Genomic DNA, 22231 nt, shown 5'->3' with positions numbered 1-22231 from the left:
GCGTCGGCGGCGCGACCGAGGTCGAGGTGAAGGAGCGCAAGGATCGCGTTGATGACGCGATGCACGCGACCCGCGCGGCTGTGGAAGAAGGCATCGTCCCGGGCGGCGGCGTCGCCCTGCTCCGCGCCTCCGAGCAGCTCAAGGGCCTGCGCACCAAGAACGACGACCAGAAGACCGGCGTCGAGATCGTGCGCAAGGCGCTGTCGGCACCCGCTCGCCAGATCGCGATCAACGCCGGTGAAGACGGCTCGGTGATCGTCGGCAAGATCCTGGAGAATAAGGCCTACAATTACGGCTTCGACTCCCAGACCGGCGAATATGCCGACCTCGTCAAGAAGGGCATCATCGACCCGACCAAGGTGGTCCGCACCGCGATCCAGAACGCAGCCTCGGTTGCCGCGCTCCTGATCACCACGGAAGCCATGGTCGCCGAGCTGCCCAAGAAGGGCGGCGCCGGCCCCGCAATGCCCCCGGGCGGCGGCATGGGCGGCATGGACTTCTGATCCAGCCACCCCAAGGACTACGAAACCCCGGCAGCAATGCCGGGGTTTTTGTTTGGGAGCAGAGCTCTCTCCTCCGTCATTCCGGGCTCGTGCTTCGCGCGCCCCGGAATGACGGAGGCCTACCCCACTTTCCCCATCCGGTTCGGGCGCAGCCCGCCTCCGGCATCCAGCGACCAGAAGATCCGCGTCACCTTGCCGACGAGATTGTCCATGGGAATGAAGCCCATCGTCGCCACGCGGCTATCGGTCGAGTTGTCTCTGTTGTCGCCGAGCGCGAAGAAGTGGCCTGATGGCACGATATAGACGCTGGTATTGTCGAGAAAGCCGTTGTCGATGCAGTCGTAGGTGACGTAGCTCGCCCCGTTCGGCATCGTCTCGCGCCAGCGCCTGACCCTTCCACCGAACTCGCCGCCGCAAGTCGAGCCGGCGGGAAGCTCCTTCAGGGCGACGCGCGTCACCGGGATGTCGTTGAGAAAGAGCTGCCCCTGACGCATCTGGATGCGATCGCCGGGCAGCCCGACGACACGCTTTACATAATCGGTCGAACTGTCCTTCGGCGTCCGGAACACGACGACGTCGCCATAATCAGGGTCGGCGGCGCGGAAACGGCCCGAGACGAACGACGGCGCGAAGGGAAACGAGTAGCGGCCGTAGCCATAGGCATATTTGGCGGCGAAGATGTAGTCGCCGACCATCAGCGTCGGGGCCATCGAGTTGGACGGAATGTTGAACGGCTGAAACAGCACGAAGCGAAACAGGATCACCGGCGACCACAGCACCGGGACGAGCAGGATCAGGATGACGATCGCCTTCCATTCCCGCGATTGGGCCGGCGGCCGGATGGTGTCCTGAACAATCGTCATGCGCCTGCCCTGCCCAACAAGATTGTATGCTGAGATTAACGCAAGCGATGGCTCGCACAATCCCGATGCCCGCGATGAATTGGTCGCGCCGACACAGACGCGCGTTCAGTGCAAGATGTGAATTGACGGGGAGTTGATGCCTGGCGGCAAAGCAGCGTCACGCGCGCGCCATGTCCTGGAAACACGCCCTCACCCAGTCGATCGTCACGCGCGCCGCGGCGTCGCGCTTGAGGTGGTTTTGCACGAGCAGCCAGGCATCGCGCCGCTTCGGCAGCAGCGTGGCGCGCAGCCGGCGATCGGCGAGCAGATCCGCGCAAACATATTCCGGCAACACGCCGGCGGCGTGATGCGCACGGATCAGATTGCGGATGACACGGACGTTGTCGGTGACGCAGCGCACGCGGGCGGTCTTGGTGCGCAGAAACTGCATCTCGGGGATGGCACCGAGCTCGTCCGGATAGGCACAGAGCATCGGCTCGCCCTCGATCGCAACAGGCTCGAAGTAGTAGAGCTTGATGTCGCCAAGCCTAGAGATCGCGAAGTCGCCCTTGTCGGGCTTGCGCAGGCGGACGGCGAGATCGGCTTCCCAGCGCGAGAACTTGACGTTCCCGCTCGCGGTGAGGAATTGCAGCGTCAGGCCGGGATGGGCGCGCAGGAAATTGCTCGCGCGCGGCGACAGCACCTCTTCCGCGACCGTGTTGGTGGAGGCGATGCGCAGGCGTCCGACCGGACCTTCCACGCTCTCGCTGAGGCGACCGATCTCGGCAGCGTGCGCCGCCATTGCCTCGACATGCGCCAGCACCGCCTCGCATTGCCGCGTCGGCCTGCGGACGCCGTCGGCGGCCTCGAACAGACGTAAGCCGAGCGCGCGCTCGATGCGCGACAACCTGCGTCCGACCGTGGTCTCGTCGATGCGCAGCCGCGCGCTGGCGCCGGCATAGCTGCCCTCGTCCCTGACGGCGGCGATGATGCGCAGATCGTCCCAATTCATGGCGTGAGGCTACATCGGCCACAAGGCGCCTGCAATATCGCAGCCATCAGCTGCGATTTCCCTGCATATCGGCAGGTATCGGCGGGGCTATGTTTGCGGGACCTCGACGGAGATTCCCAACCCATGACGACCGCGAAGACCCTGCTGCAGCTCGCCGGCGCCGACCTCACCCCGCCCCGCCTTGCCGACGCCGCGCTGGTGCTGATCGACATCCAGAACGAATATCTCGCGGGTCCCCTGGCTCTGCCCGACGCCAGGCCCGCGATCGCGCGAGCGGCTGGGCTGCTGGCAAAGGCGCGCGCGGCAAACGCGCCGATTATCCATATCGCCCATCGCGGCAAGGCGGGCAGCCTGTTCGATCGCAGCGCCGAGCGCGGCGCCATCGTCGCCGAACTGACGCCTCATCCCGACGAGCTGGTGATCGAAAAGGAGCTGCCCAATTCGTTTGCAGGCACCGATCTGAAGGCGCGCCTTGACGCGGCTGGCCGCAAGGACCTCGTGCTGGCCGGCTTCATGACGCATATGTGCGTCAGCTCCACCGCGCGCGCGGCGCTCGACCTCGGCTTTCGCGCGACCATCGATGCCGATTCCTGCGCGACGCGCGATCTTCCCGACGGGCGCGGCGGCACGCTGGACGCGAGGGCCATCCACGAGGTTGCGCTCGCCGAACTCTCTGACCGCTTCGCAATCATCACGCGCGGCGATGTGCTGAGCTAACGGAGCAACGCGATGCTGCAACTCTATTTCTCGCCGCTGGCCTGCTCGCTTTCGAGCCGCATCGCGCTGATGGAAGCTGGCCTCGAGGCGCGCTATCACCTGGTGCATCTCCGGACCAAGAAGGTCGCGGAGGACGAAAGGGATTTTCGCGGCATCTCGCCGAAGGGCGCAGTGCCGGTCCTGGTGCTGGAGAACGGCGAGCGGCTGTCGGAAAGCGCAGCGGTGCTGCAATACATTGCCGACCTGAAGCCCGAGCGCGGTCTTGCGCCGCGGCCGGGCGACGTTGATCGCTACCGCTTGCAGGAATGGCTGAGCTTCATCGGCGCCGAGATCCACAAGGCCTTCCTGTTTCCGACCTTCTGGTACCAGGACGACGCCTCGCTCGCCAAGCCGCGCGCTCGGATCGCGCAGACACTGTCGGTGCCGTCAGCGCATCTGGCGACGCGCGAATTCCTCGTGGGTGAATGCTTCACCGTTGCGGACGCGCATCTCGCCTGGGCCTTGCTGCTGCTGCGTCCGGCCGGCGTCGACGTCGCGCAATGGCCACCGTTGGCGGCCTATCTGGAACGCATGCAGGCGCGCCCCGCCGTGCGGGACGCGATCGCGACCGAAATGGCACTCCGCAAGGCAATGGCGGCTTGAAGCGCGCCCTACTCGACGCGCGCGAGCACCGCGAGCTTGCGGATACCCTTGTTGCGATAGGCGTCGAGGAACGCGTAATAGTCCTTGAACGACACGCAGCCGTTGGAATCGCCGTTCGGCCCGAGCATGAAGGTGTGCGCCAGCAGGCCGTCGCGGCCGTAGATCGCGCTCTCGCCGCCGATCGGGGTGAGCCGCAGCGCCGGCACGCCGTGGAACAGCGCCTCCCGCGGCTTCAGATTGTAGATGTGCGGCGGGGTCACGCCGCGCATGCGGACCTTCGAGGAGCGCGGATCGTCGAGATTGGAGCCGAGGCCGGAATGCGCCTCAAGCTTGGTCCCGTCAGGCAGGTAAACCGTCTTGGCGGTGATGTCGTAGACCGCGGTGTCGCGCTCATAGGGCGGCGCGCCGCCGAACATCGGGTTCTGCTCCTTCGGCGCGATCGCCGACGTCACGCTGGCATCGGCCGAGGCATAGGCGAGCAATCCGCCTGACGGCTCGCGCTTGCCCCAGAGCTTCTCGACCATCGACTGGCGCGGACCGGTGATCGACATCACCGCGGCCTTGGCGCGGTCGGCAAAGGATTTCGGCTTCGCCTCGGGCGCCGGGACGATCTCGGCCGGATCGGCCGACGCGAGTTGTACCCGCGCGTCGGTGCCGCGCTTGCCCTTCGCGACATCCGCGACCTTGTCAGCGACCCTCTCGGCCACCTTGGTCGGATTGAGCGGTTTCAACACCTCGGCGACCTTGGCGACAACGGTCTGCTTCGCAGGAACTTCGGCGACCTTGGTCGCAGGCGCCGCGCTCGCCGCATTCGACTCCACACCCTGCGTCGCTGCCGCAGCAAAGCGCTCGTTGAACATCTCGCGGGAGATCGGTGCGGCCACCTGCAGCCGGTCGGGCAGCAGCGCAAAGGTTTCCTGGATGGCCTCGCTGGCCTCGCGCAGCGCGACCTTGGGCGCGCGCTTGACCACGGGCTCGTCGTAGCCGGAGCTACCGACGATCGGATAGACGCTGGCGGCGAAGATGTTGGTGTAGACGGTCCAGCCGGCAAGCGCGACGCAGCCGATCACCGCTGCGCCGAGCAGGTTTTGGGTGGTCATTTTCCGGGAAGACTTCCGATAGGAATGCTTCGAAGAGCTCTTGGGCTTCCGTGCCGCGTAACTCTGCGCAGCGATACTCGTACTCATTCGCCTTGCGTCCAGAACGGTGTCACTAACTGCCCCTTCGAAGTGCCGCTGGTCACGATCCGGAAACAGCATCTCGCAGAGGGTCGGAGCGTCATTAAGGCGACTTTTAGTTAAATGCGGATTAAGTTCGGGCGGTTGTAGGGCGAGTCGTTAACGCTGTGCCATTTCGAGAAAAAAGCCCGCAGAACTACGGACCTAGGCGACGCTGTTAACCATCATTCCCGGCCGGTTCAGCCCGCTTGGCGGACCTCTCCGACCGCATCTCTAAACGCACCAACCAAGTCATTTTCGTGGTCTTCAAGACCCCGGACGATAACGGTGAAACGTTGCGCGAGGCTGGTGCGGCCGGCCCTCAGCCGCGGCTCCGCTTACGGCGCCAACTCGGGCGGCGGCGAGCGGTCCAGTACGTCGCCCTTGGCGCCCTCCAGAAGATCGATGCCGTAGGTCTCGACCACGAGTGGCCCGCGCTTGCGCTGCAACTCACCGACGCGCGTCACTTTCGCGAACAGCTCGTTCAGGAACGGATGGCCATCGGCTCTGATCTCGTCGACATAGAGCAGCTTGCCCGCCAGCAGCTTCGGATCGGGCTCGGGCATGTTGACCCAGCGGATGCGCTGGTTCTGCTGCACCACGCAGCTGCCGCGGGGCAGATAGAAGGCCAGCCAGCCCGTGGTGCCGTAATCCGGCGTGAGCACGCAGGTCGCGCCGTTGCGCACGCGCTCTGCTTCGATACCGGCGGCGAGTTCGCGCCAGCCTACCCCGACGCTGCGCACGGTCGCGTCACGGCGATAGCCGGACAGCCAGCCCGTATTGGCTTGCAGGATCAGCGCGGCGAACATCACGATGCCTGTCGGCGCGGCCCAGCGCAGGCAGAAATCAACCAGGCGTCGCGCGCGCGGTTTCCATTGCGCGAGGTTGGCTGCGGCTGCGGCGGCGACGATGAAAGGCGGATAGACTGGCGCGAACCAGTTGGCCTCGACGCGGGCGTGCAGCGAGTGCCAGACGAAATAGACGACGATCGTCCAGAACATCGTCTCGATCAGCACGCGCGAGGCGAGCGCACCGGCCCTGCGCCAGGTCAGCGCATGCAGACCCATCGCGCCGAGGATGAACACCAGCGGCGTTGCGAACGCGATCTGGGTCGGGATCAGCTCGGCAATGAAGACCGGGCGGAAATCCTCGATCTTCGCGCGCCCGAGCTGCTTGACGAACGAGACCCAGTGATGATCCGCGTTCCAGAGGATCACCGGCGAGAACAGTGCCAGCGCCACGAGGCCGCCGAGATAGGGCCAGGGCGAGAGGAACCAGCGCCGCAGTTTCGGCACGGAAACGAGCCAGATCAGGATCGCAGCGCCAAAGAACATCGCGGTATATTTCGACAGCAGCGCCGCGCCGACGGCGGCGCCGACAGCAAGCCACCAGACACCGCGGCCGGTCTCCAGCACTTTGGCGAGGAAGAACAGCACGAAGCTGGAGGCCACCAGCAGCGGCGCATCGGGCGTGACGATCAATGTGCCGACCGAAGCCATCATCGTGACGTTGAGCAGGATGGCGCTGGTCGCCGCCATGCGGGCCCCGCCGAACAGGATCGCGGCGGCGCGATAGATCGCATAGCTCATCGGCAGCGCGAGCAGGACCGAGACCAGGCGGACGCCGAGCTCGGTATCGCCGGCGATCATGGTGCCGGCGCGGATGACGTACGCGACCATCGGCGGGTGGTCGTAATAACCACCGGCGAGGTTCTTCGACCACATCCAGTAATAGGCTTCGTCGAAAGTAATCGGCGTGAAGGCGGCCGCGACCAGCCGCAAGACGACCAACGCAAGGATCACCAGCGCCGTATTGCGGACGATCCGCGCGTCAGCCCCGCCCATACTCGAAATCCTCGGCGCGCTATTTCTTGCGCCAGACGAACAGTCCGGACATCGCGTAATTCCACACCACGCCCATCAGCGCGCCGGCCATGCCGGCCAGCCACCAGATCGGCTCCTGGTCGTAGACCGAGAAGGCGACGCCGACATTGGCGAGCAGGCCGACGCTGCACACGATGTAGAACATGATGAGGCCGCGCAGGATCGCAAAGCCCTTCAGCCGCTGATCACGATAGGTGAGGAAGTTGTTCATGATGAAGTTGCTGGTCATGGCGACGATGGCGCCGGCGGCCTGCGCCTCCGCGAACGGCACCTTGATCAGTTCGAGCGCGATGAACAGCGTGGTGAGATGCACGACGAGGCCGATGCCGCCCACCATCGCGAACAAGATGAAGCGCAACGAGACGATATCGTTGGTGAGCTTCGCCAGCACGAGGCCGAGGAAGTCCAGCGCGACCATGGAATCAAGCTTGCTTTCGCCGTGCTGACGGGCGCCGAACGTGTAGGGAATTTCGACGGCGCGCAAACTGCCATGCGCGGTGGCGACGAGATCGAGCAGGATCTTGAAGCCGTGCACCGACAGTTTCGGCGCCAGCTGCTCGAAACGGTCGCGGCGGACCATGAAGAAGCCGCTCATGGGATCGGCGATCTCGACCCGCAGCATCTTCTTGGCGACCTCGGTCGCGAGCGCACTGGCTCCGGCGCGCTGCTTGTTGAAGCCTTCGCTCTTGTAGCCCTCGATGTAGCGGCTACCGACGACGAGGTCGGCCTGATCGCTTGCGAGCAAGAGCAGCATCTTCGGAAGCTGGGTTTCGTCGTGCTGGAGATCGGCATCGATCACGGCAGCATAGGGCGCGCTCGAGGCCAGGATGCCCTCGATGCATGCGCCCGACAGGCCGCGACGGCCGATGCGGCGGATGCAGCGCACGCGGCTGTCTTTCAGCGCCAGCGCCCGCACCACGTCCCAGGTGCCATCGGGCGAATTGTCGTCGACGAACACGACCTCCCAGGCGATGTTGGGAAGCGTCGCCTCCAGCCGCCGGTACAGCACCGTGACGTTGTCGCGCTCGTTGAAGGTCGGGACGATGACCGACAGCTCCGGCCCCTCTTGAGCCTGGTTGTCGACGCCGGGTCTGATGGCTTCATTCATGACGGCAGCGTATATCCGCCGCGTCCTGCGCTGCCAAGCCGGGGTTTATGTGGGAATCAGCCCAAATAGGGCCCCAAAATGCCAACGACCCCGGAACGGCGGACCGCGCGTACATCCGGCGCAGGCCCAAGCTATTCCAAGGTCGTCCCAGCGCCGGAGCTTTTGGCTCAACGCCGCCGTTAGGAGGTATATGGGAACGAGCAAGCCGCTATGCAAGGGGCAACCGGCCTTTTTCAAGCCACTACTGGTTCGGGACTTCCCGGATCACCGGCCCCCTCGGAGCCGGCGCGACAGGGGCTGCAGGCGCTACGGCGGCGGGAGCCGGCTCGGCCTTGACCGGCTTAGGAGGCTTGCCGTACTGCCCGATCGGCCCAAAGACGACGGCGACCGCAAGCACGATCGCCGCGACGATCGCGCCGAAAATGCCACCCACCGACTCAGACGCCATGCCAGCCCGTCCCCGTTCCTGATGCGGCCAATCATACCACGGATGAATGCACGGCCGGAAGAGCTGCCGGCCTCCAGCGGTGTGTAGTCTATTGCTGTGGCGGCCTGTCCTTGACGAAGGCCGTCACGATGTCCTTCTGCGCCGACTCCACCGCCCGGTTCGCGGTCGCGAGATGGGCACCGGAATCGATGTTCGGATATTGCGCGGTGAGATAGTCGAGCAACGCCACCCGGTAATATTGCCGCTCCGACGGGCAGGCTCCGGCAACCGAGCGGCTGAAATCCTGTTCCGACAGGCCCTGATTTCTGTCACGCGCATATTCCCGCGCCAGGCAATGCCAGTAATCGTCGCGGCCCTGCATGGCGAGCTTCTGCGCGCCCTTGGTGTCGTCGTCATCAGCCGCAAAAGCAGAACAGGTCATGGCAGCAGCTGTCATCGTAACGAGCGCCGCTCCCAGCATCAGCATCCGCATGTTGTTCTCCTTCTTACGCAGATCGCGAGGCGAAGCTTAGACGGGATGCGACAACTGGCCAATCACTTCCGGTTTGACTAGGATGCTGCCTTCCCCGTCCGTCGATGCGAGATCCATCCGTGGCCAAAGCAAGAACCGTGTCCAAGAAATCCGGCAACATCTTCATCGGCATCGGCGGCTGGACCTTCGAGCCCTGGCGCGGCGTGTTCTATCCGGAAAAGCTGACGCAGGCGAAGGAACTATCCTACGCGGCCTCGAAGCTGACCTCCATCGAGATCAACGGCACCTATTACGGCTCGCAGAAACCGGAGAGCTTTCGCAAATGGGCGAGCGAAGTGCCTGATGGTTTTGTGTTCTCGGTGAAGGGGCCGCGCTTTGCCACCAACAGGCGCGTGCTCGCCGAGGCCGGCGATTCCATCAAGCGGTTCTATGATTCCGGCGTGCTGGAACTCGGCGACCATCTTGGGCCCGCGCTGTGGCAGTTCGCGCCGACGAAGAAATTCGACGGTGCCGATTTCGGCAAGTTCCTGGAGCTGCTGCCACGCAAACTCGAGGGCCGCGCGTTGCGTCATGTTGTCGAGGTGCGCCACGACAGCTTCTGCACGCCTGATTTCATCGCGTTGATCCGCGAATTTGAGACGCCGGTGGTGTTTGCCGAGCACGGCAAATATCCTGCGATCGCCGACGTCGCCGGCGATTTCGTCTATGCGCGCTTGCAGAAGGGCAACGACGAGATCAAGACCTGCTATCCGCCGAAGCAGCTGGATGCCTGGGCCGAACGCTTCCAAGCCTGGGCCGCGGGTGGCGAACCCGACGATCTGCCGAAAGTTGACAAGAGTAAGCCGAAAAAGGAACCACGCGACGTGTTCGCCTACGTCATTCACGAAGGCAAGGTGCGCGCACCGCACGGCGCCATGGAACTGATCGCGCGGGTGAGTTGAGGAAGTCGATGGCCAAGGCGAAGAAGCTGTTCACGATCGGGTATGAGCAGACGCCGCCCAAGGCCGTGCTGGACGAATTGGAGCAGGCCGGCGTCAAGCTCGTGGTCGACGTGCGCGCGGTGACGTCGTCGCGGCGACCGGGTTTTTCCAAGAAGCAGCTTGCCGCCGGCCTCGATGAACGCGGCATCGGCTATATTCATCTCGCTGGCCTCGGCACGCCCAAGGAAGGCCGGCTCGCGGCCCGCAGCGGCCAGTACGATGTGCTCGAGAAGATATTCTCAAAGCACCTCAAGACGCCGGAAGCCAGAGAGCAGATGGACGAGCTCTCGGCGCTGGTGAAGCAGGCCGGCCCCGTCTGCCTGCTCTGCTACGAGCGCGATCACACCCATTGCCATCGCCAGATGATCGCGGAGATCATCGAGGAGCGCGATGGCGTGACGGTGAAGAATTTGGCGGGGCGAATACTCTGAGTGTCATTCCGGGGCGCGACGAAGTCGCGAGCTACGGTGCGCAATCGCGCACCCGAGAATCCATGCATCCACCGTCTCTGAGGCTCGATGGATTCCGGTCGCGCTACGCGCGCCCCGGAATGACGGCTTACCCCTCCCCGGCCAGCCTGAACGTCCCTTCCATCATCTGCACGCTGGCACCGCCGACATGGGCGGAGACGATCTTACTGTCTCGCTTGACGACGCGCGTTTGAAGAATGCTAGGCCGGCCCATGTCAAAGCCCTGGCCGACGGTGAGTTTCAGCTCGCCGTCGCTGATAGGATCGAGATCGGCGAACAGTGCGGCGGCTGCGACTGTGGCGCTGCCGGTGGCGGGATCCTCGGTGAGGCCGCTGGCGCCGCGCATGAACATGCGTGCCTGGCGCTCGCACGGCGCTTCGGCTGAAGGTACGTCGCGGGTATAGAACCACACGGAGCGGCCGCCGTCTCGCGGCAAGAGCTTGCCGTAGGCCGCAGCGTCGGGCCGCGCCCGCTTCAGCGCCTCGCGCGAATGCAGCTCCATCACCAGAAATGCGTTTCCGACGGTGATGACTTCAGGTGCATGGTTATCGGTCTTGATGTCATCCGCACTGAGCGAAATGCAGCTCGCGGCCTCGGCCGGTGACAGCGGCGCGTACCGCGCAAGCGGCTGCGGCGCGGTGAGCTCGGTTCTGATCACCCTTCCCTGCTCTCGCACGATATCAACCGGCACGAGGCCTGCCTTCTCCTCGAACGAGAGGCGCGACTTCGGCTCTTTTGCCATCGAGGCCAGCACGAAGGCGGTGCCGACGTTGGGATGGCCGGCAAAGGCAATCTCCTGCACCGGCGTGAAGATGCGCACCTCGGCGTCGTTGGCCTTGTCGCGCGGCGGCAGCACGAAGGTCGTCTCGGAATAGTTGAACTCGGTTGCGATCGCCTGCATCTGCTGCGTGGAGAGCCCGCCGGCGTCGAGCACCACGGCGAGCTGGTTGCCGCCGAAGGCGCGGTCGGTGAACACGTCGACGGTGACATAGCGGCGCTGCATGGCATTTCCTCACGCAAACGGCGGCCGCGATCGGCCGCCTCGCGCAGCACTCTACAGGGACGCAATATCGCCCGTCATGCCCCAAAATTCGGTGCAATCGGAGCAATCGCGCTCGCGCGTCAGAAGCGGAAGAGCGGCCGCGGAGAGGCCAGCACTCGGGCACGATCGCTTGCGTCGACGACGAGCGTGTCGAGGAATTGCCGGTTCTTCGCGTAGGTCTGCGTCGCCTCGAACTGCGTGTGCGGCCAGTCGCTGCCCCAGAGCAGGCGATCGAGGCCATAGGCGCTGCGCAGCAGCGGATAGGCTTGCCCGGCAAAGCTCTCGCCGGCCGGACCATTACGATACGGCGCCGAGATCTTGACCCATACGTTTCGCGTCGCCCCGAATTTCAGCACCGATTGAAATCCGGGATCGGTGACACCGAGCTCCGGATCAGGCAACGCATAATGATCGAGCACGACAGTGACGCCGTGATCGAGCAGCTGCGGCACGAGCGTTGCGAGATCGGCGGCGTTGCGCTGGATCTCGATCTGCCAGCTCATCGCCTTCACATTCCCGAGCAATCCTTTCCATTCGCTCGCCGCGAGATCGGGCAGGGGCTGGCCGACCAGATTGAGGCGAATGCCGATCACGCCGGCGCGATCGAGTGCGCGCAGCTCGTCTGCGGAGACGGCGGGATCGACCACCGCAATGCCGCGCAGGCGTCCGTTGGTCTGTTTCAGGCAGTCGACGAGGTAGGAATTGTCGGTGCCGAGAAAGCTCGGCTGCACCAGCACGCCATTGGTCATGGCGTTGCGGTCGAGCTGCTCGAGATAGAGCGACAGTGGCGCGTCGTAATCCGGCGCATAGCGCCGGCCCGGCGCGAGTTTTAGTCCGCGATGGAAGACATGGGCGTGGGTGTCGATCTCGGGCAAGGCCGCCTCACTCCTGGCTGTGGTCGCGACCACCGTGGCGAGCGATGCGAGACTCGCACCAAATTGTCGGCGCGTCACGCCGCGCTGGGGCAATGTCATGGTCGTTATCCCTCATTTCCGGTCAGGCGTGGGTTGCCGCCGTCTGCTCGAACACTTTCCCGCGGGTTTCCGGCAGCAGCAGCACCGCGATCAGCACCAGCGAATAGGCAAACGCCGCGTCGATACCGATCGCAGGCCCGAGGCCGATGCGGTCGCTGAGAATGCCGACCAGGAAGGGAAACGCGGCAGAGACGACGCGGCCGAAATTGTAGCAGAAGCCGACGCCTGTGCCGCGCACGCCAGCCGGATAGAGCTCGCTGAACAGCGCCGCCATGCTTGCAGGGATTCCCGCCGAGAAGAAGCCGAGCGGAAATCCAAGCACCAGCATCTGGCCATTGGTCAGCGGCACGAAGATATAGACCAGCACGGTGGCGATGCAGGCGGCGGCAAAGAACGCGACGTTCGCCCTGCGCCCGACCCGGTCGCTGATGAAGCCGCTCGCGACACAACCGCAGAAGAACGCGATGATGATGACGGCCAGGTAGAAGCTGGAGCCGAGCACCGAGAGGTGCCGCACCTCGCGCAAGAAGGTCGGCAGGAACGTCGTCAGGGCAGCATAACCACCGTGGGCGCCAATGCCGAAGAGTCCGCCGACCAGCGTCGAGCGCAGCACGTCGCGATGGAAGATGCCCGAGAGCGTGGCGAGGAACGGCGCTTCTGCGTCCTTCGCGATCGCGCGCGGCGGCTCCTTCAGCCCCTGGCGGATGAAGATGATGAGGAGCGCCGGCAGCAGTCCGATTGCAAACAGCATCCGCCAGCCGATATCCACCGGCGCATAGGTGAAGACCAGCGCCGACAACAGAACCGCCGCGCCCCAACCCACGGCCCAGGCGCTCTGCACCGAGCCGAGCGCCTTGCCCCGATGCTCGGGACGGATGATCTCGGCCATCAGGACCGCGCCGCAAGCCCATTCGGCGCCGAAGCCGAGGCCTTGAATGGCCTTGAGCACCAGAAGCTGGGCGTAGGTCATCGCGAAGGCGCTGGCGAAGGTCGCGAGCGCGAAGGTCGCGACCGTGATCTGCAGCGCCTTGACGCGGCCGAAGCGATCGCCGAGCGCGCCGCCGAGCCAGCCGCCGAATGCGCCGAAGAACAGCGTGACCGATCCGAGCAGGCCGGCGTCGGCCTTGCTGATGTGAAAGGTCGCGATCAACGCGGGGATGGCAAGGCCGAACATCTGGACGTCGAGCGCATCCAGCGCCCAGCCGCCAAAGCTTGCCCAGAACGTGCGACGCTCCAGCGGCGAGCTCTCACTGTACCAGTTCGACATGTTTTCCTACCCCTGTACGCGTTGTTGTTTGACGTCGTTGAAAGTCGCGCTCACCTGATCTCGGCGTGGTAGCGGAAGCGATCCGCCGGCCCGCGCGAGCGACGCCATTCGATCGGCTGTCGCTCCAGGTCGAACGCAAGGCGCTCGATCACGATCAGCGGTGCGTGAGCCTCGAGCCGAAGCAGCCGCGCCTGCATCTCGTTGGCAGTCTCGACCGTCAGGATTTCCTCGGCGGAGACCACCACCTCCCCGCAGCGCTCCTCGTAGAGCGGATACAACAAGTCGCCGAACTCGGCGGTGTCGATCTCGAGAATCTTTGCAAAGCGCGATTGCTGCAGCCAGATCTCTTCGGCCAGCAGCGGCACATCGTCGATCAGGCGCAGGCGCGACAGGCTGATCACGGGCTCGCCGACGGGAAGGCGCAGCGCCGATGCCACGGCCGAGGTCGCGGGCACGCTCTTGCGCCTGAGGATACGGCTCTTCGGCACGCGTCGCTCGCCGCTCTCCGACTGGAAGCGGAAGAACCGGAACAGCGAGGAATTGAAGCGTGCGCGCCGAACGAAGGTGCCGCGGCCCTGCTGGCGCTCCAGCACGGCGTCCGCAACGAGCTGGTCGATCGCCTTGCGCACGGTGCCGATCGCGACGCCGTAATGGGCGCCGAGTTCGGCTTCCGACGGGATCGGCTCGCCCGGGCGCCATTCATTGCGGTTGATCCGCGCCGCGAGGTCGTCGCGCAGGCGCTGGTAGCGTGGCAGGCGGTCGTCGCGGGAAGCCGGATTCATATAGTCATATAGATGACTAGATGAAACACGAGTCAAGCGCTACCTCAATACCAGCCCGGATGGAAAGAGAAGCCGGACTGACTGTCTTCGCCAGCCCGGCTTCGCCTCGTCGCGAAAGTCAGTTCGTGGTCTTCGGTATGCAGGGCGGCTCCTTGTAGGGCGCCGAGGCATAGGCGCCCTCTGCCGGCGCCCTGACGCAATCCGCCGTCGCGTGAACCACGGCGCGCCGCGCTGGCGCAACGTCGCGAGCGGCAGCAGACTGGACTTGATAGACGGAAGCGGCAATCAAGGCCGAAGCAATGGTCAATCGAGTCATGGATTTTCTCCGCGAGACATCAGGAAGCCGAGGAGTTTCGGCTTCCTGAATGCAGGAGCGCGGAGCGTGCGGGGATATTTCAGCGCCCGCCTTCAAAGAAACGCGAGGAATCCCCTCACCCCAATTGAAACACGGCAACCGGTTGCTCGTAACCGCGCACGGTGACCTCGCCGAGCGCGACCGCATCGCTGCAGTCGGCACCCAGCGCCTCGCGCACGGACGCGGAGATCAGGAGCTGCGAGCCGAACTCCTTGTTGAGCGCCTCAAGCCGCGAGGCGAAGTTCACGGTATCGCCGATGACCGTGTACTCCTTGCGCCGCGGCGAGCCGATATTGCCGGCGACGACCTCGCCGAAATGGATGCCGATGCCGATCCGCAGCGGCCAGCTCGTCTGCGCGTTGATGCGGTCCATCGCCGTCAGCATGTCACGGCCGGCAGCGACCGCGCGATGCGCGGCATCGGAGGCTTCGAGCGGCGCGCCGAACAGCGCCAGGAAGCCGTCGCCGAGGAACTTGTTCACAATGCCGCCGTGGCGATCGAGAATGTCGACCAGCACCGCGAAGGCGCCGTCGAGCCTATCGACCACCTCCTGGGGCGTGCGCGTCTGCGCACCTGCGGTAAAGCCGCGGAAATCGACGAACATCACTGCGACACGGCGGAGATCGCCGGCAACGCTCGTGCCCTCCGCCATCAGCCGCTCGACCACCTGCGGCGAGACGTGCTGGCCGAACAGATTGGTCACCCGATCGCGCGCGGTGGCCGCCGCGATGCTCGCGGCAAATTGCCGTCGCAATTGCGCGCCGACCGAGCCCGCGAGCACGCCGCAGACCAGGATGACGGTGCTGCGCACGGTGTGGAAATAGATCAGGGGTTCGCCGGTGTCGCTGGCCGAATTGTAGTACAGCGCCACCGCCAGAAGTTCGGCGCCGGCGACAAATCCCGTGAAGGTGGACAGCCAGAAATCGAGCCGCAGCGTCGAAAGAATGACGAAGATGAAATAGACCAGCGGCAACACGAAACCGAGCGCAGGCCCAGCGCCCATGCTGCGGATCTGTAGGATCAGGATGAGCGTCGGCAGCGATGTTTCGATGGTTGCACCGATATAGCGCCTGACCACCGGGACGTCGCGATCGAGCTTGAGGTTTCGCCTGATCTGGCCGTGGATCCAGGCCTCGAACAGCAGGAAGCCTGCAATGAGGGTATATTCACGGGTCATGCCCTCCGTCCCGTGCCAGATCCGGTTCACGATGGCAGGATCGATCACGAAGGTCGTGGTCAGCAGCACGATCATGACCAAGCCGGTGGCGATCAGCGCCTTCACCCGCAACAGTTCGGTGCGCAGCACCTCGCGCGTCAGTTCGCGCTCGAACTGATCCGACAAGACGGCTTTCTGCCGGGCTTTCAGAAAGCTGACCATTATCCCCCCACTCATTCCGGGGCGACGCGCTAGCATCGAACCCGGAATCTCGAGATTCCGGGTTCGCACTTCGTGCGCCCCGGAATGACATCGGAGGACATTCTGCCTCAATCCAGCGTGCGGCGGAAGCGTGTCACGGCGATAGTCATGGCGACCAGCATCAGGATGGCGAGGGCAACCGCATCGAAGCGCAGGTTCGGCATGGACGCGCCCTTCAGCATGATGGCACGAACGATGCGCAGATAGTGCGTCAGCGGCAGGCATTCGCCGAGATATTGCGCCCAGGCCGGCATGCCCGCGAACGGGAACATGAAGCCGGACAGCAGCAGGCTCGGCAGGAAGAACATGAACGACATCTGGATCGCCTGCAGCTGATTCTGGGCGATGGTGGAGAACGTGTAGCCGATCGCGAGATTTGTGGCGATGAAGAGCGTCGAGAGCGCCGCCAGCAGGAGCAGGTTGCCGAGCACCGGCACGCCGAACAGAAACACGCCGATATTGACGATCAGGAAGGCCTGGATGAAGCCGACCACGATGTAGGGGACGATCTTGCCGAGCATCACCTCGACCGGCTTGATCGGCATCGACAACAGGCTCTCCATGGTGCCGCGCTCAATCTCACGCGTCACCGACAGCGCCGTGAAGATCAGCATCGTCATGGTGAGGATGGTGCCGACCAGGCCTGGCACGATGTTGATCCGCGATTCCGCAGCCGGATTATAGCGTGCATGCGCCCTGATCTCGAACGGCAGTGCCGGCGCATCACCGATATAGAGATCGTGCTGGAGCGCGGTCTGCACGATCATCCCGAGCGAGCCGAGCGCGGAGCTTGCGGCGACCGGATCGGTCGCATCCGCGGCGACCAGCAGAGCCGGCTTGTCGCCGCGCCGCACTGCCCGCTCGAAGCCGCGCGGGATCTCGACGCCGAACAGCACCTTGCCGGACTTCAGCAGATTGTCGAAATCCTCGACGTCGTGCACTTCGTAGACGAAGCGGAAATAGGCGGTGTTCTCCAGCGCCTTCAGGACCGAACGGGCGAGATCGGAGTCCTCCTGCAGCAGCACCGCGCTCGGCAGATGGTGCGGCGTGGTGTTGATGGCATAACCGAACAACAGCAGCTGCATCACGGGGATCGCGACGATCATGGCAAACGACACGCGGTCCCGCCGAAGCTGAATGAATTCCTTCGCCATCATGGCATAGGAGCGGCGCAAGAAACCGAAACGGTCGCGGATCTCCGACACGGGGCCGGTTGCGCGGATGGTGCTCATTGGAAATTGTCCCTCGAGCGGTTCATCAATTCGATGAAGACGTCTTCCAGCGATGGATGCGACTTCTGCCAGTGCAGGCCGCTTTTCTCGCGCCAAGGCGCGATGCTGGCTTCGAGCGCCGCAGCATCACGGCCGGAGACATGCAGCGAGGTGCCGAACGGGGCCACCATATCGACGCCTGGCTTATGGTCGAGCTCGGCCGCGAGCCCGCCCAGCTCGCCCGTGACGGTGTAGGTCGTCAGCGCCGACTTCGCGATCACCTCGTCGACGGTGCCGCGCGCCAGCAGATGGCCGTAGGCGATGTAAGCGATCTCGTGGCAGCGCTCGGCTTCGTCCATGTAATGGGTGGAGACCAGTACCGTGAGCCCCTCGGCGGCGAGCGCATGGATCTCGTTCCAGAAGTCTCGCCGTGCCTTGGGATCGACGCCCGCGGTCGGCTCGTCCAGCAGCAACAATTTTGGATTCGGCAGCGTGCAGGCCCCGAGCGCCAGCCGCTGCTTCCACCCGCCGGAGAGCTCGCCGGCGAGCTGCTCCTCGCGGCCCGAGAGCCCGAGTCGTTTGATCATGTCGCGCGCGGCACCGCGTGCGTCGGCGAGGCCATAGAGCCGTGCGACGAATTCCAGGTTCTCGCGCACGGACAGGTCCTGATAGAGGCTGAAGCGCTGGGTCATGTAGCCGACCTGGCGCTTGATCTTCTCGGCGTCGCGCAAGATGTCGTAGCCGAGGCAGGTGCCCTCACCGCTGTCGGGCGTGAGCAGGCCGCAGAGGATGCGGATGGTCGTGGTCTTGCCCGAGCCGTTCGGCCCGAGGAAGCCGTAGATCGAGCCACGCTTCACCTGCATCGACAGGTCGTGCACGACCTCGCGGCCGCCGAACGATTTGCTCAGGCCTCTGACGTCGATTGCGATGTCGTTGCCGGCGTTCATCGCTTGTCCGCCACCGGTGTCTTTGGATTGAGATAGACGTCGATCGGCTGCCCCACCCGCAAGGCATCGGGCCGCGACGGTCGCGCCTGAATGAGATAGACGAGCTTGTTGCGCTCTTCGAGGCTGTAGATCACCGGCGGGGTGTATTCAGCCGACGTCGCGATGAAATAGATCTTAGCGGTGAGATCGGCGGCGCAATTGTCGCAGGCGACCCGCACCTCGTCGCCGATCGAGAGTTTCGGCAGCTCCGTTTCCGGCACGAAGAAGCGCAGCTTCATGTTGCCTGGTGGCATGATCGAGAGCACCGGCCGCTGCGCCGCCACCATCTCGCCCTCACGGAAATAGATCTGCTGGATGGTGCCGGCAACGGGCGCAAAGCCCTTGCGCCGGGCCAGCCGCGTCTCCGAGGTCGCCACGCGGGCTTCGGCAACGCGCAAGGCGGAGACGGCGGAATCGAGATTGGCCTGCGTGCCGGCGCCGGTCTTGCTCAGCGAGGCCGCACGATCATAGGTCTGCTGCGCATTCGCCAGCGTCGCCTTGTTCTGGTTGAGATCGGCGAGCTGGAGGTCGTCATCGACGGAATAGAGCGCTTCGCCGACCTTGACCTCGTCGCCCTCGCGGACGTTGAGCTTGGTGACCCGGCCTGCTTCGTCCGGACTGACGAAGATCATGTCCGCCTCGACCCAGCCCTGGAAGCCGGGGTCGCGCTTCTCCTTGCAACCGGCGAGGCCTGTTGCAAGCGCGGCGGCCAAGATGATTCCAAATATCCTTTGCGGCGACGTCATGTCGTCCTCCGTTCGCCGAAAATCAAATCCAGATGGACGCGCAGCATGTCCTGCGCGTCGAGCGGCGCGTGCCGCGCAAACAGGCTCTGCCAGATCACCGCGATGATCGCGGGCGCGACCAGGATCTGCGGATAGCGCGCGAGATTCTTCTGGCGGATCTCGCCGCGGGCAACGCCGAGTTCGATCAGCGCGCGCATGCCGGCCATCCCGCGCGAGACGACCTCGCGGTAGTAGAAGTCGGCGACCGCCGGAAAGCGCGGCCCCTCCGCCACGATCAGGCGCACGAGATCGCCACGGCGTGTGCCGATCACCTCGTTGATGAAATTTCCGGCAAACATTTCGATGAGATCGCGCACCGAGCCCGTCGGCGGTGGCAACGCGTCGAGCCGAGCCACCACGGGCACGATCACGATACGCACCAACTCCTCGAACATCGATTCCTTGTCCTTGAAGTGCAGGTAGATCGTGCCCTTCGCGACGCCTGCGCGCTTGGCGATGTCGTCAAGCCGCGTCGCCGCAAAGCCGCGCGCGACGAATTCCTCCATCGCCGCCTCCACGATTGCCGCGCGCCGCTCCGCTGCGCGCGTCGCACGGCTTGATGCCGGAGCGACTTCCCCGCCATGCCTGGGCGTCTGACTCGCGACCTTGGTCGCAGCTGCTGTAGTGGGCTTCTTCATCATGCTTCATTTATGACTGACTAGTCAGTCATTGTCAAATGGACATTTAGGATTCAAGGTCAGGAAATGCATTAGTATTGACTAATCAATTAGCCCACGCTAATTGATTGAGATGATCGAAACCGCTCCACATCCCGTCACCGCCGTGATGCGCGCCCTCGCCGATCCGACCCGCCGCGCCGTGTTCGAGCGCATCTTCGACACCAAGGAAGTCAGCGTCGCCGAGCTGACGCGCGGCAGCGGGGTGACGCAGGGCGCCATCTCGCAGCACCTGAAATCGTTGAAGCGGGCGGGCCTCGTCGCCGAGCGCGCCGAGGGTCGCAATGTCTATTACCGCGCCGCGCCTGAAGGCCTCGAGCCGTTGGTCACCTGGATGGATCATTACGGTGTCTTCTGGCGCGAGCGTTTCCAGAACCTGCGTGACCTCTTGAAGGAGATCGACCCGTGAGTGCAGCTGCATTGCAACCCGATACCCAAGAAAACATCCGGGACATCGTCATCGACGAGGTCTTCCCTCACACGCCGGAGACGGTCTGGAAGGTGCTGACAAGCGCCCAGCTGATCGCGCGCTGGCTGATGAAGCCGACCGGTTTCGAAGCCGTCGAAGGCAAGACCTTCACGTTCCAGACCACGCCGGGCGGCCACTGGGACGGCGTCATCCATTGCCGCGTCCTGGAGGTCGTGGCTTTCCGGCGACTGGTCTATGCCTGGAAGGGCGGGGATGCGCGCAACACCGGATACGGCGCGCCGCTCGACACCGTCGTGACCTGGTCCCTCACCCCGGTCGAAGCCGGCACGCGCATCCAGCTGGTTCATGCCGGCTTCGTGCTGCCGAGGAACGAGACCGCCTACACCGGCATGAGCGGCGGCTGGAAGAAGGTCGTTCGGCAGCTCGACGAGATCAGCGGCGAAAACAGTTAAGGAGTGAACATGATGGACAAGCCCTACACCGGCGGCTGCGCCTGCGGCGCGATCCGCTATTCGATCGCCGGCGACCCGCTGTTCAGCAATCACTGCCAGTGCCGGGATTGCCAGCGCGAAAGCGGCACCGGCCACGGCTCCTATGCCACCTTCGCTCGGGCCGGCGTCACCGTGACGGGCGACGCCAAGACATGGGACATGGTCGGCGACAGCGGCAACGTGAAGACGCGTGCCTTCTGCCCCGAGTGCGGCTTGGCGGTCTACATGACCTTCGCCGCCATGCCCGACATCTTCACCATCCGCGCCGCGAGCCTCGACGAGCCCGCGCGCTACAAGCCGCAGGTGGTCACCTACGCGGTGCGCGGGCATGACTGGGATCATCTCGATTCCGGCCTGACGAAATTCGAGACGATGCCGCCGGGCTGAGGCGAAGGATTCTTGATTTGACGCGTTTTCTTGACGCGAACCGGTATCCACTTCGCTCGAAAACGCTTTAGCCAAAGTCGAGCACCATGCGGCCATCGATCTTGCCGGCCTTCATCCGGTCGAAGACGTCGTTGATCTCGGTGAGCGGCACCTTCGCCACTTCGGCCTTGACCTTGCCGTCGGCGGCGAACGCGATGGCTTCGTCGAGATCCCGGCGGGTGCCGACGATGGAGCCGCGCACGGTGATGCGCTTCAGCACGACATCGAAGATCGGCGTCGGGAATTCGCCCGGCGGCAGGCCGACGAGACTGACGGTGCCCTTCCGGCGCACCATCTTCAGCGCCTGGGCGAACGCGGCGGTCGAGACCGCCGTCACCAGCACGCCGTGCGCCCCGCCGCCGGTCGCGGCCAGCACCTTGTCGACGGCCCCGTCTGCCAGCGCATTGACCGCGAGATCGGCACCGGTCTCACGTGCAAGCACGAGCTTGTCCTCGGCGATGTCCACGGCTGCGGCCTTGAGCCCCATCGCCTTGGCATACTGGATCGCGACATGGCCGAGGCCGCCAACGCCCGAAATCGCGACCCACTCGCCGGGCCTTGCCTCCGTCTCTTTCAATCCCTTGTAGGTGGTGACGCCAGCGCACAGGATCGGCGCAATGGCGGCGAAATCGACCGTCGCCGGCAGCTTCGCCGCAAACGCCGCGGAGGCAATGACATATTCGGCAAAGCCGCCGTTCACGCTGTAGCCGGTGTTGTGCTGGTGCTCGCACAGCGTCTCCCAGCCGGTCTCGCAATATTCGCAAGACATGCACGCATCGTGCAGCCAGGCCACGCCCACGGCATCCCCGACTTTCAGAGTCTTCACGCCGGGCCCGAGCGCGGCGACGATGCCGGCGACTTCATGTCCGGGAATGAAGGGCGGAACCGGCTTCACCGGCCAGTCGCCCGAGGCGGCGCAGATCGGTGTGGCAGACGCCGCAGGCCCTCACCTTGACCAGCACCTCGCCCGGACCGGGCTGCGGCACCGGTACGTCCTCGATCACGAGCGGCTTGCCAAATTGTCTGACGACGGCGGCTTTCATGGTGGGCATCTGTCTGCTCCTTTGCATTGCGCGAGCAGACTAGCGAGGCCA

At 64.6% G+C, this 22231-nt stretch carries 25 protein-coding genes and 1 pseudogene; 8 read left to right on the top strand and 18 right to left on the bottom strand.

Annotation, left to right across the window (positions count from 1 at the left end; all coding sequences use genetic code 11):
* Positions 1 to 503: TCP-1/cpn60 chaperonin family protein (locus BM374_RS16275; RefSeq protein ID WP_283807082.1), on the top strand; the 503-nt coding region annotated here is incomplete at its 5' end.
* Between the two features lie 119 nt (positions 504 to 622).
* Here BM374_RS16275 and lepB read toward each other — a convergent pair.
* Both lepB and BM374_RS16265 read right to left on the bottom strand, forming a co-directional pair.
* Positions 623 to 1366, bottom strand: a complete 744-nt coding sequence (lepB, locus tag BM374_RS16270; RefSeq protein ID WP_092293883.1) for a signal peptidase I — start codon at positions 1364 to 1366, stop codon at positions 623 to 625.
* A gap of 157 nt (positions 1367 to 1523) precedes the next feature.
* Positions 1524 to 2357 (bottom strand): LysR family transcriptional regulator, encoded by an 834-nt coding sequence (locus tag BM374_RS16265; RefSeq protein WP_092293881.1) that lies wholly within the window; start codon positions 2355 to 2357, stop codon positions 1524 to 1526.
* Positions 2358 to 2480: 123 nt separating this feature from the next.
* On the opposite strand from BM374_RS16265, the gene BM374_RS16260 reads away from it, so the two are divergent.
* Entirely contained in the window at positions 2481 to 3074 is a 594-nt protein-coding gene (locus BM374_RS16260) for a cysteine hydrolase family protein (protein WP_092293879.1), read from the top strand.
* Positions 3075 to 3086: 12 nt separating this feature from the next.
* Positions 3087 to 3716, top strand: coding sequence for a glutathione binding-like protein (locus tag BM374_RS16255; RefSeq protein WP_092293877.1), 630 nt, complete (start codon positions 3087 to 3089; stop codon positions 3714 to 3716).
* A gap of 8 nt (positions 3717 to 3724) precedes the next feature.
* Here the strand turns inward: BM374_RS16255 and BM374_RS16250 are convergent, their stop codons facing one another.
* The 5 genes from BM374_RS16250 to BM374_RS16230 all read right to left on the bottom strand — a co-directional run bounded on the left by BM374_RS16250 (position 3725) and on the right by BM374_RS16230 (position 8844).
* On the bottom strand, positions 3725 to 4816 hold the full coding sequence (locus BM374_RS16250) for a DUF2778 domain-containing protein (protein ID WP_177248349.1): 1092 nt from the start codon (positions 4814 to 4816) through the stop codon (positions 3725 to 3727).
* Positions 4817 to 5271: 455 nt separating this feature from the next.
* Positions 5272 to 6777 carry a glycosyltransferase family 39 protein gene (locus BM374_RS16245; RefSeq protein ID WP_092293873.1) on the bottom strand — a complete coding sequence of 502 codons (1506 nt, stop codon included), beginning with the start codon at positions 6775 to 6777 and terminating at the stop codon, positions 5272 to 5274.
* Between the two features lie 19 nt (positions 6778 to 6796).
* Complete coding sequence (locus BM374_RS16240; RefSeq protein ID WP_092293871.1) at positions 6797 to 7924, bottom strand: glycosyltransferase; 1128 nt, start codon at positions 7922 to 7924, stop codon at positions 6797 to 6799.
* Positions 7925 to 8165: 241 nt separating this feature from the next.
* Positions 8166 to 8372 carry a hypothetical protein gene (locus tag BM374_RS16235; RefSeq protein ID WP_092293869.1) on the bottom strand — a complete coding sequence of 69 codons (207 nt, stop codon included), beginning with the start codon at positions 8370 to 8372 and terminating at the stop codon, positions 8166 to 8168.
* Between the two features lie 88 nt (positions 8373 to 8460).
* On the bottom strand, positions 8461 to 8844 hold the full coding sequence (locus BM374_RS16230; protein ID WP_092293867.1) for a hypothetical protein: 384 nt from the start codon (positions 8842 to 8844) through the stop codon (positions 8461 to 8463).
* A 104-nt stretch (positions 8845 to 8948) separates the two neighbouring features.
* Between BM374_RS16230 and BM374_RS16225 the strand changes: the two genes are divergently transcribed.
* On the top strand, positions 8949 to 9785 hold the full coding sequence (locus BM374_RS16225; protein WP_092293865.1) for a DUF72 domain-containing protein: 837 nt from the start codon (positions 8949 to 8951) through the stop codon (positions 9783 to 9785).
* Positions 9786 to 9793: 8 nt separating this feature from the next.
* Positions 9794 to 10255, top strand: coding sequence for a DUF488 domain-containing protein (locus BM374_RS16220; protein WP_092293863.1), 462 nt, complete (start codon positions 9794 to 9796; stop codon positions 10253 to 10255).
* A 127-nt stretch (positions 10256 to 10382) separates the two neighbouring features.
* Here the strand turns inward: BM374_RS16220 and BM374_RS16215 are convergent, their stop codons facing one another.
* From BM374_RS16215 to BM374_RS16170, 10 genes are all read right to left on the bottom strand, one after another.
* Positions 10383 to 11297 carry a PhzF family phenazine biosynthesis protein gene (locus BM374_RS16215; RefSeq protein ID WP_092293861.1) on the bottom strand — a complete coding sequence of 305 codons (915 nt, stop codon included), beginning with the start codon at positions 11295 to 11297 and terminating at the stop codon, positions 10383 to 10385.
* A gap of 119 nt (positions 11298 to 11416) precedes the next feature.
* Positions 11417 to 12310 (bottom strand): amidohydrolase family protein, encoded by an 894-nt coding sequence (locus BM374_RS16210; protein WP_092293859.1) that lies wholly within the window; start codon positions 12308 to 12310, stop codon positions 11417 to 11419.
* A gap of 22 nt (positions 12311 to 12332) precedes the next feature.
* Positions 12333 to 13577, bottom strand: a complete 1245-nt coding sequence (locus BM374_RS16205; protein ID WP_092293857.1) for an MFS transporter — start codon at positions 13575 to 13577, stop codon at positions 12333 to 12335.
* A gap of 50 nt (positions 13578 to 13627) precedes the next feature.
* Complete coding sequence (locus BM374_RS16200; RefSeq protein ID WP_092293855.1) at positions 13628 to 14359, bottom strand: GntR family transcriptional regulator; 732 nt, start codon at positions 14357 to 14359, stop codon at positions 13628 to 13630.
* Positions 14360 to 14477: 118 nt separating this feature from the next.
* Entirely contained in the window at positions 14478 to 14675 is a 198-nt protein-coding gene (locus BM374_RS16195) for a hypothetical protein (RefSeq protein ID WP_092293853.1), read from the bottom strand.
* A gap of 115 nt (positions 14676 to 14790) precedes the next feature.
* Positions 14791 to 16092 (bottom strand): adenylate/guanylate cyclase domain-containing protein, encoded by a 1302-nt coding sequence (locus tag BM374_RS16190; protein WP_092293851.1) that lies wholly within the window; start codon positions 16090 to 16092, stop codon positions 14791 to 14793.
* 107 nt (positions 16093 to 16199) lie between these two features.
* Positions 16200 to 17363: an ABC transporter permease gene (locus BM374_RS16185; RefSeq protein WP_092293849.1), complete on the bottom strand. Its 1164-nt coding sequence runs from the start codon at positions 17361 to 17363 to the stop codon at positions 16200 to 16202.
* Positions 17360 to 18289 carry an ABC transporter ATP-binding protein gene (locus BM374_RS16180; RefSeq protein WP_092293847.1) on the bottom strand — a complete coding sequence of 310 codons (930 nt, stop codon included), beginning with the start codon at positions 18287 to 18289 and terminating at the stop codon, positions 17360 to 17362. Before BM374_RS16180 ends, BM374_RS16185 begins: the two co-directional genes overlap by 4 nt.
* A complete protein-coding gene (locus BM374_RS16175; protein ID WP_092293845.1) occupies positions 18286 to 19074 on the bottom strand; it encodes an HlyD family secretion protein in 789 nt (262 codons plus the stop codon). Before BM374_RS16175 ends, BM374_RS16180 begins: the two co-directional genes overlap by 4 nt.
* Positions 19071 to 19754 carry a TetR/AcrR family transcriptional regulator gene (locus BM374_RS16170; RefSeq protein ID WP_092293843.1) on the bottom strand — a complete coding sequence of 228 codons (684 nt, stop codon included), beginning with the start codon at positions 19752 to 19754 and terminating at the stop codon, positions 19071 to 19073. Before BM374_RS16170 ends, BM374_RS16175 begins: the two co-directional genes overlap by 4 nt.
* Before the next feature lie 109 nt (positions 19755 to 19863).
* Between BM374_RS16170 and BM374_RS16165 the strand changes: the two genes are divergently transcribed.
* From BM374_RS16165 to BM374_RS16155, 3 genes are read left to right on the top strand one after another with little or no spacing between them, the layout of a single operon-like run.
* Positions 19864 to 20199 (top strand): ArsR/SmtB family transcription factor, encoded by a 336-nt coding sequence (locus BM374_RS16165; RefSeq protein WP_092293841.1) that lies wholly within the window; start codon positions 19864 to 19866, stop codon positions 20197 to 20199.
* On the top strand, positions 20196 to 20672 hold the full coding sequence (locus BM374_RS16160; RefSeq protein ID WP_092293839.1) for an SRPBCC family protein: 477 nt from the start codon (positions 20196 to 20198) through the stop codon (positions 20670 to 20672). Before BM374_RS16165 ends, BM374_RS16160 begins: the two co-directional genes overlap by 4 nt.
* A 12-nt stretch (positions 20673 to 20684) precedes the next feature.
* Entirely contained in the window at positions 20685 to 21098 is a 414-nt protein-coding gene (locus tag BM374_RS16155; RefSeq protein ID WP_092294932.1) for a GFA family protein, read from the top strand.
* Positions 21099 to 21165: 67 nt separating this feature from the next.
* Here BM374_RS16155 and adhP read toward each other — a convergent pair.
* Positions 21166 to 22189, bottom strand: a pseudogene (gene adhP / locus BM374_RS16150) (alcohol dehydrogenase AdhP).
* Between the last annotated feature and the right edge of the window lie 42 nt (positions 22190 to 22231).

It is taken from the genome of Bradyrhizobium sp. Ghvi (assembly GCF_900115265.1).
In the GTDB taxonomy this organism is placed as follows: Bacteria; Pseudomonadota; Alphaproteobacteria; order Rhizobiales; family Xanthobacteraceae; genus Bradyrhizobium.
The sequence above is the reverse complement of the archived record's forward strand: the minus strand, read 5'-3'. Positions and strand labels throughout refer to the sequence as shown.

Coding starts and splice junctions, on each gene's coding strand:
- lepB (WP_092293883.1), bottom strand. CDS start 1,366: ATGACGATTGTTCAGGACACCATCCGGCCGCCGGCCCAATCGCGGGAA.
- BM374_RS16265 (WP_092293881.1), bottom strand. CDS start 2,357: ATGAATTGGGACGATCTGCGCATCATCGCCGCCGTCAGGGACGAGGGC.
- BM374_RS16260 (WP_092293879.1), top strand. CDS start 2,481: ATGACGACCGCGAAGACCCTGCTGCAGCTCGCCGGCGCCGACCTCACC.
- BM374_RS16255 (WP_092293877.1), top strand. CDS start 3,087: ATGCTGCAACTCTATTTCTCGCCGCTGGCCTGCTCGCTTTCGAGCCGC.
- BM374_RS16250 (WP_177248349.1), bottom strand. CDS start 4,816: ATGACCACCCAAAACCTGCTCGGCGCAGCGGTGATCGGCTGCGTCGCG.
- BM374_RS16245 (WP_092293873.1), bottom strand. CDS start 6,777: ATGGGCGGGGCTGACGCGCGGATCGTCCGCAATACGGCGCTGGTGATC.
- BM374_RS16240 (WP_092293871.1), bottom strand. CDS start 7,924: ATGAATGAAGCCATCAGACCCGGCGTCGACAACCAGGCTCAAGAGGGG.
- BM374_RS16235 (WP_092293869.1), bottom strand. CDS start 8,372: ATGGCGTCTGAGTCGGTGGGTGGCATTTTCGGCGCGATCGTCGCGGCG.
- BM374_RS16230 (WP_092293867.1), bottom strand. CDS start 8,844: ATGCGGATGCTGATGCTGGGAGCGGCGCTCGTTACGATGACAGCTGCT.
- BM374_RS16225 (WP_092293865.1), top strand. CDS start 8,949: ATGCGAGATCCATCCGTGGCCAAAGCAAGAACCGTGTCCAAGAAATCC.
- BM374_RS16220 (WP_092293863.1), top strand. CDS start 9,794: ATGGCCAAGGCGAAGAAGCTGTTCACGATCGGGTATGAGCAGACGCCG.
- BM374_RS16215 (WP_092293861.1), bottom strand. CDS start 11,297: ATGCAGCGCCGCTATGTCACCGTCGACGTGTTCACCGACCGCGCCTTC.
- BM374_RS16210 (WP_092293859.1), bottom strand. CDS start 12,310: ATGACATTGCCCCAGCGCGGCGTGACGCGCCGACAATTTGGTGCGAGT.
- BM374_RS16205 (WP_092293857.1), bottom strand. CDS start 13,577: ATGTCGAACTGGTACAGTGAGAGCTCGCCGCTGGAGCGTCGCACGTTC.
- BM374_RS16200 (WP_092293855.1), bottom strand. CDS start 14,359: ATGAATCCGGCTTCCCGCGACGACCGCCTGCCACGCTACCAGCGCCTG.
- BM374_RS16195 (WP_092293853.1), bottom strand. CDS start 14,675: ATGACTCGATTGACCATTGCTTCGGCCTTGATTGCCGCTTCCGTCTAT.
- BM374_RS16190 (WP_092293851.1), bottom strand. CDS start 16,092: ATGGTCAGCTTTCTGAAAGCCCGGCAGAAAGCCGTCTTGTCGGATCAG.
- BM374_RS16185 (WP_092293849.1), bottom strand. CDS start 17,363: ATGAGCACCATCCGCGCAACCGGCCCCGTGTCGGAGATCCGCGACCGT.
- BM374_RS16180 (WP_092293847.1), bottom strand. CDS start 18,289: ATGAACGCCGGCAACGACATCGCAATCGACGTCAGAGGCCTGAGCAAA.
- BM374_RS16175 (WP_092293845.1), bottom strand. CDS start 19,074: ATGACGTCGCCGCAAAGGATATTTGGAATCATCTTGGCCGCCGCGCTT.
- BM374_RS16170 (WP_092293843.1), bottom strand. CDS start 19,754: ATGATGAAGAAGCCCACTACAGCAGCTGCGACCAAGGTCGCGAGTCAG.
- BM374_RS16165 (WP_092293841.1), top strand. CDS start 19,864: ATGATCGAAACCGCTCCACATCCCGTCACCGCCGTGATGCGCGCCCTC.
- BM374_RS16155 (WP_092294932.1), top strand. CDS start 20,685: ATGGACAAGCCCTACACCGGCGGCTGCGCCTGCGGCGCGATCCGCTAT.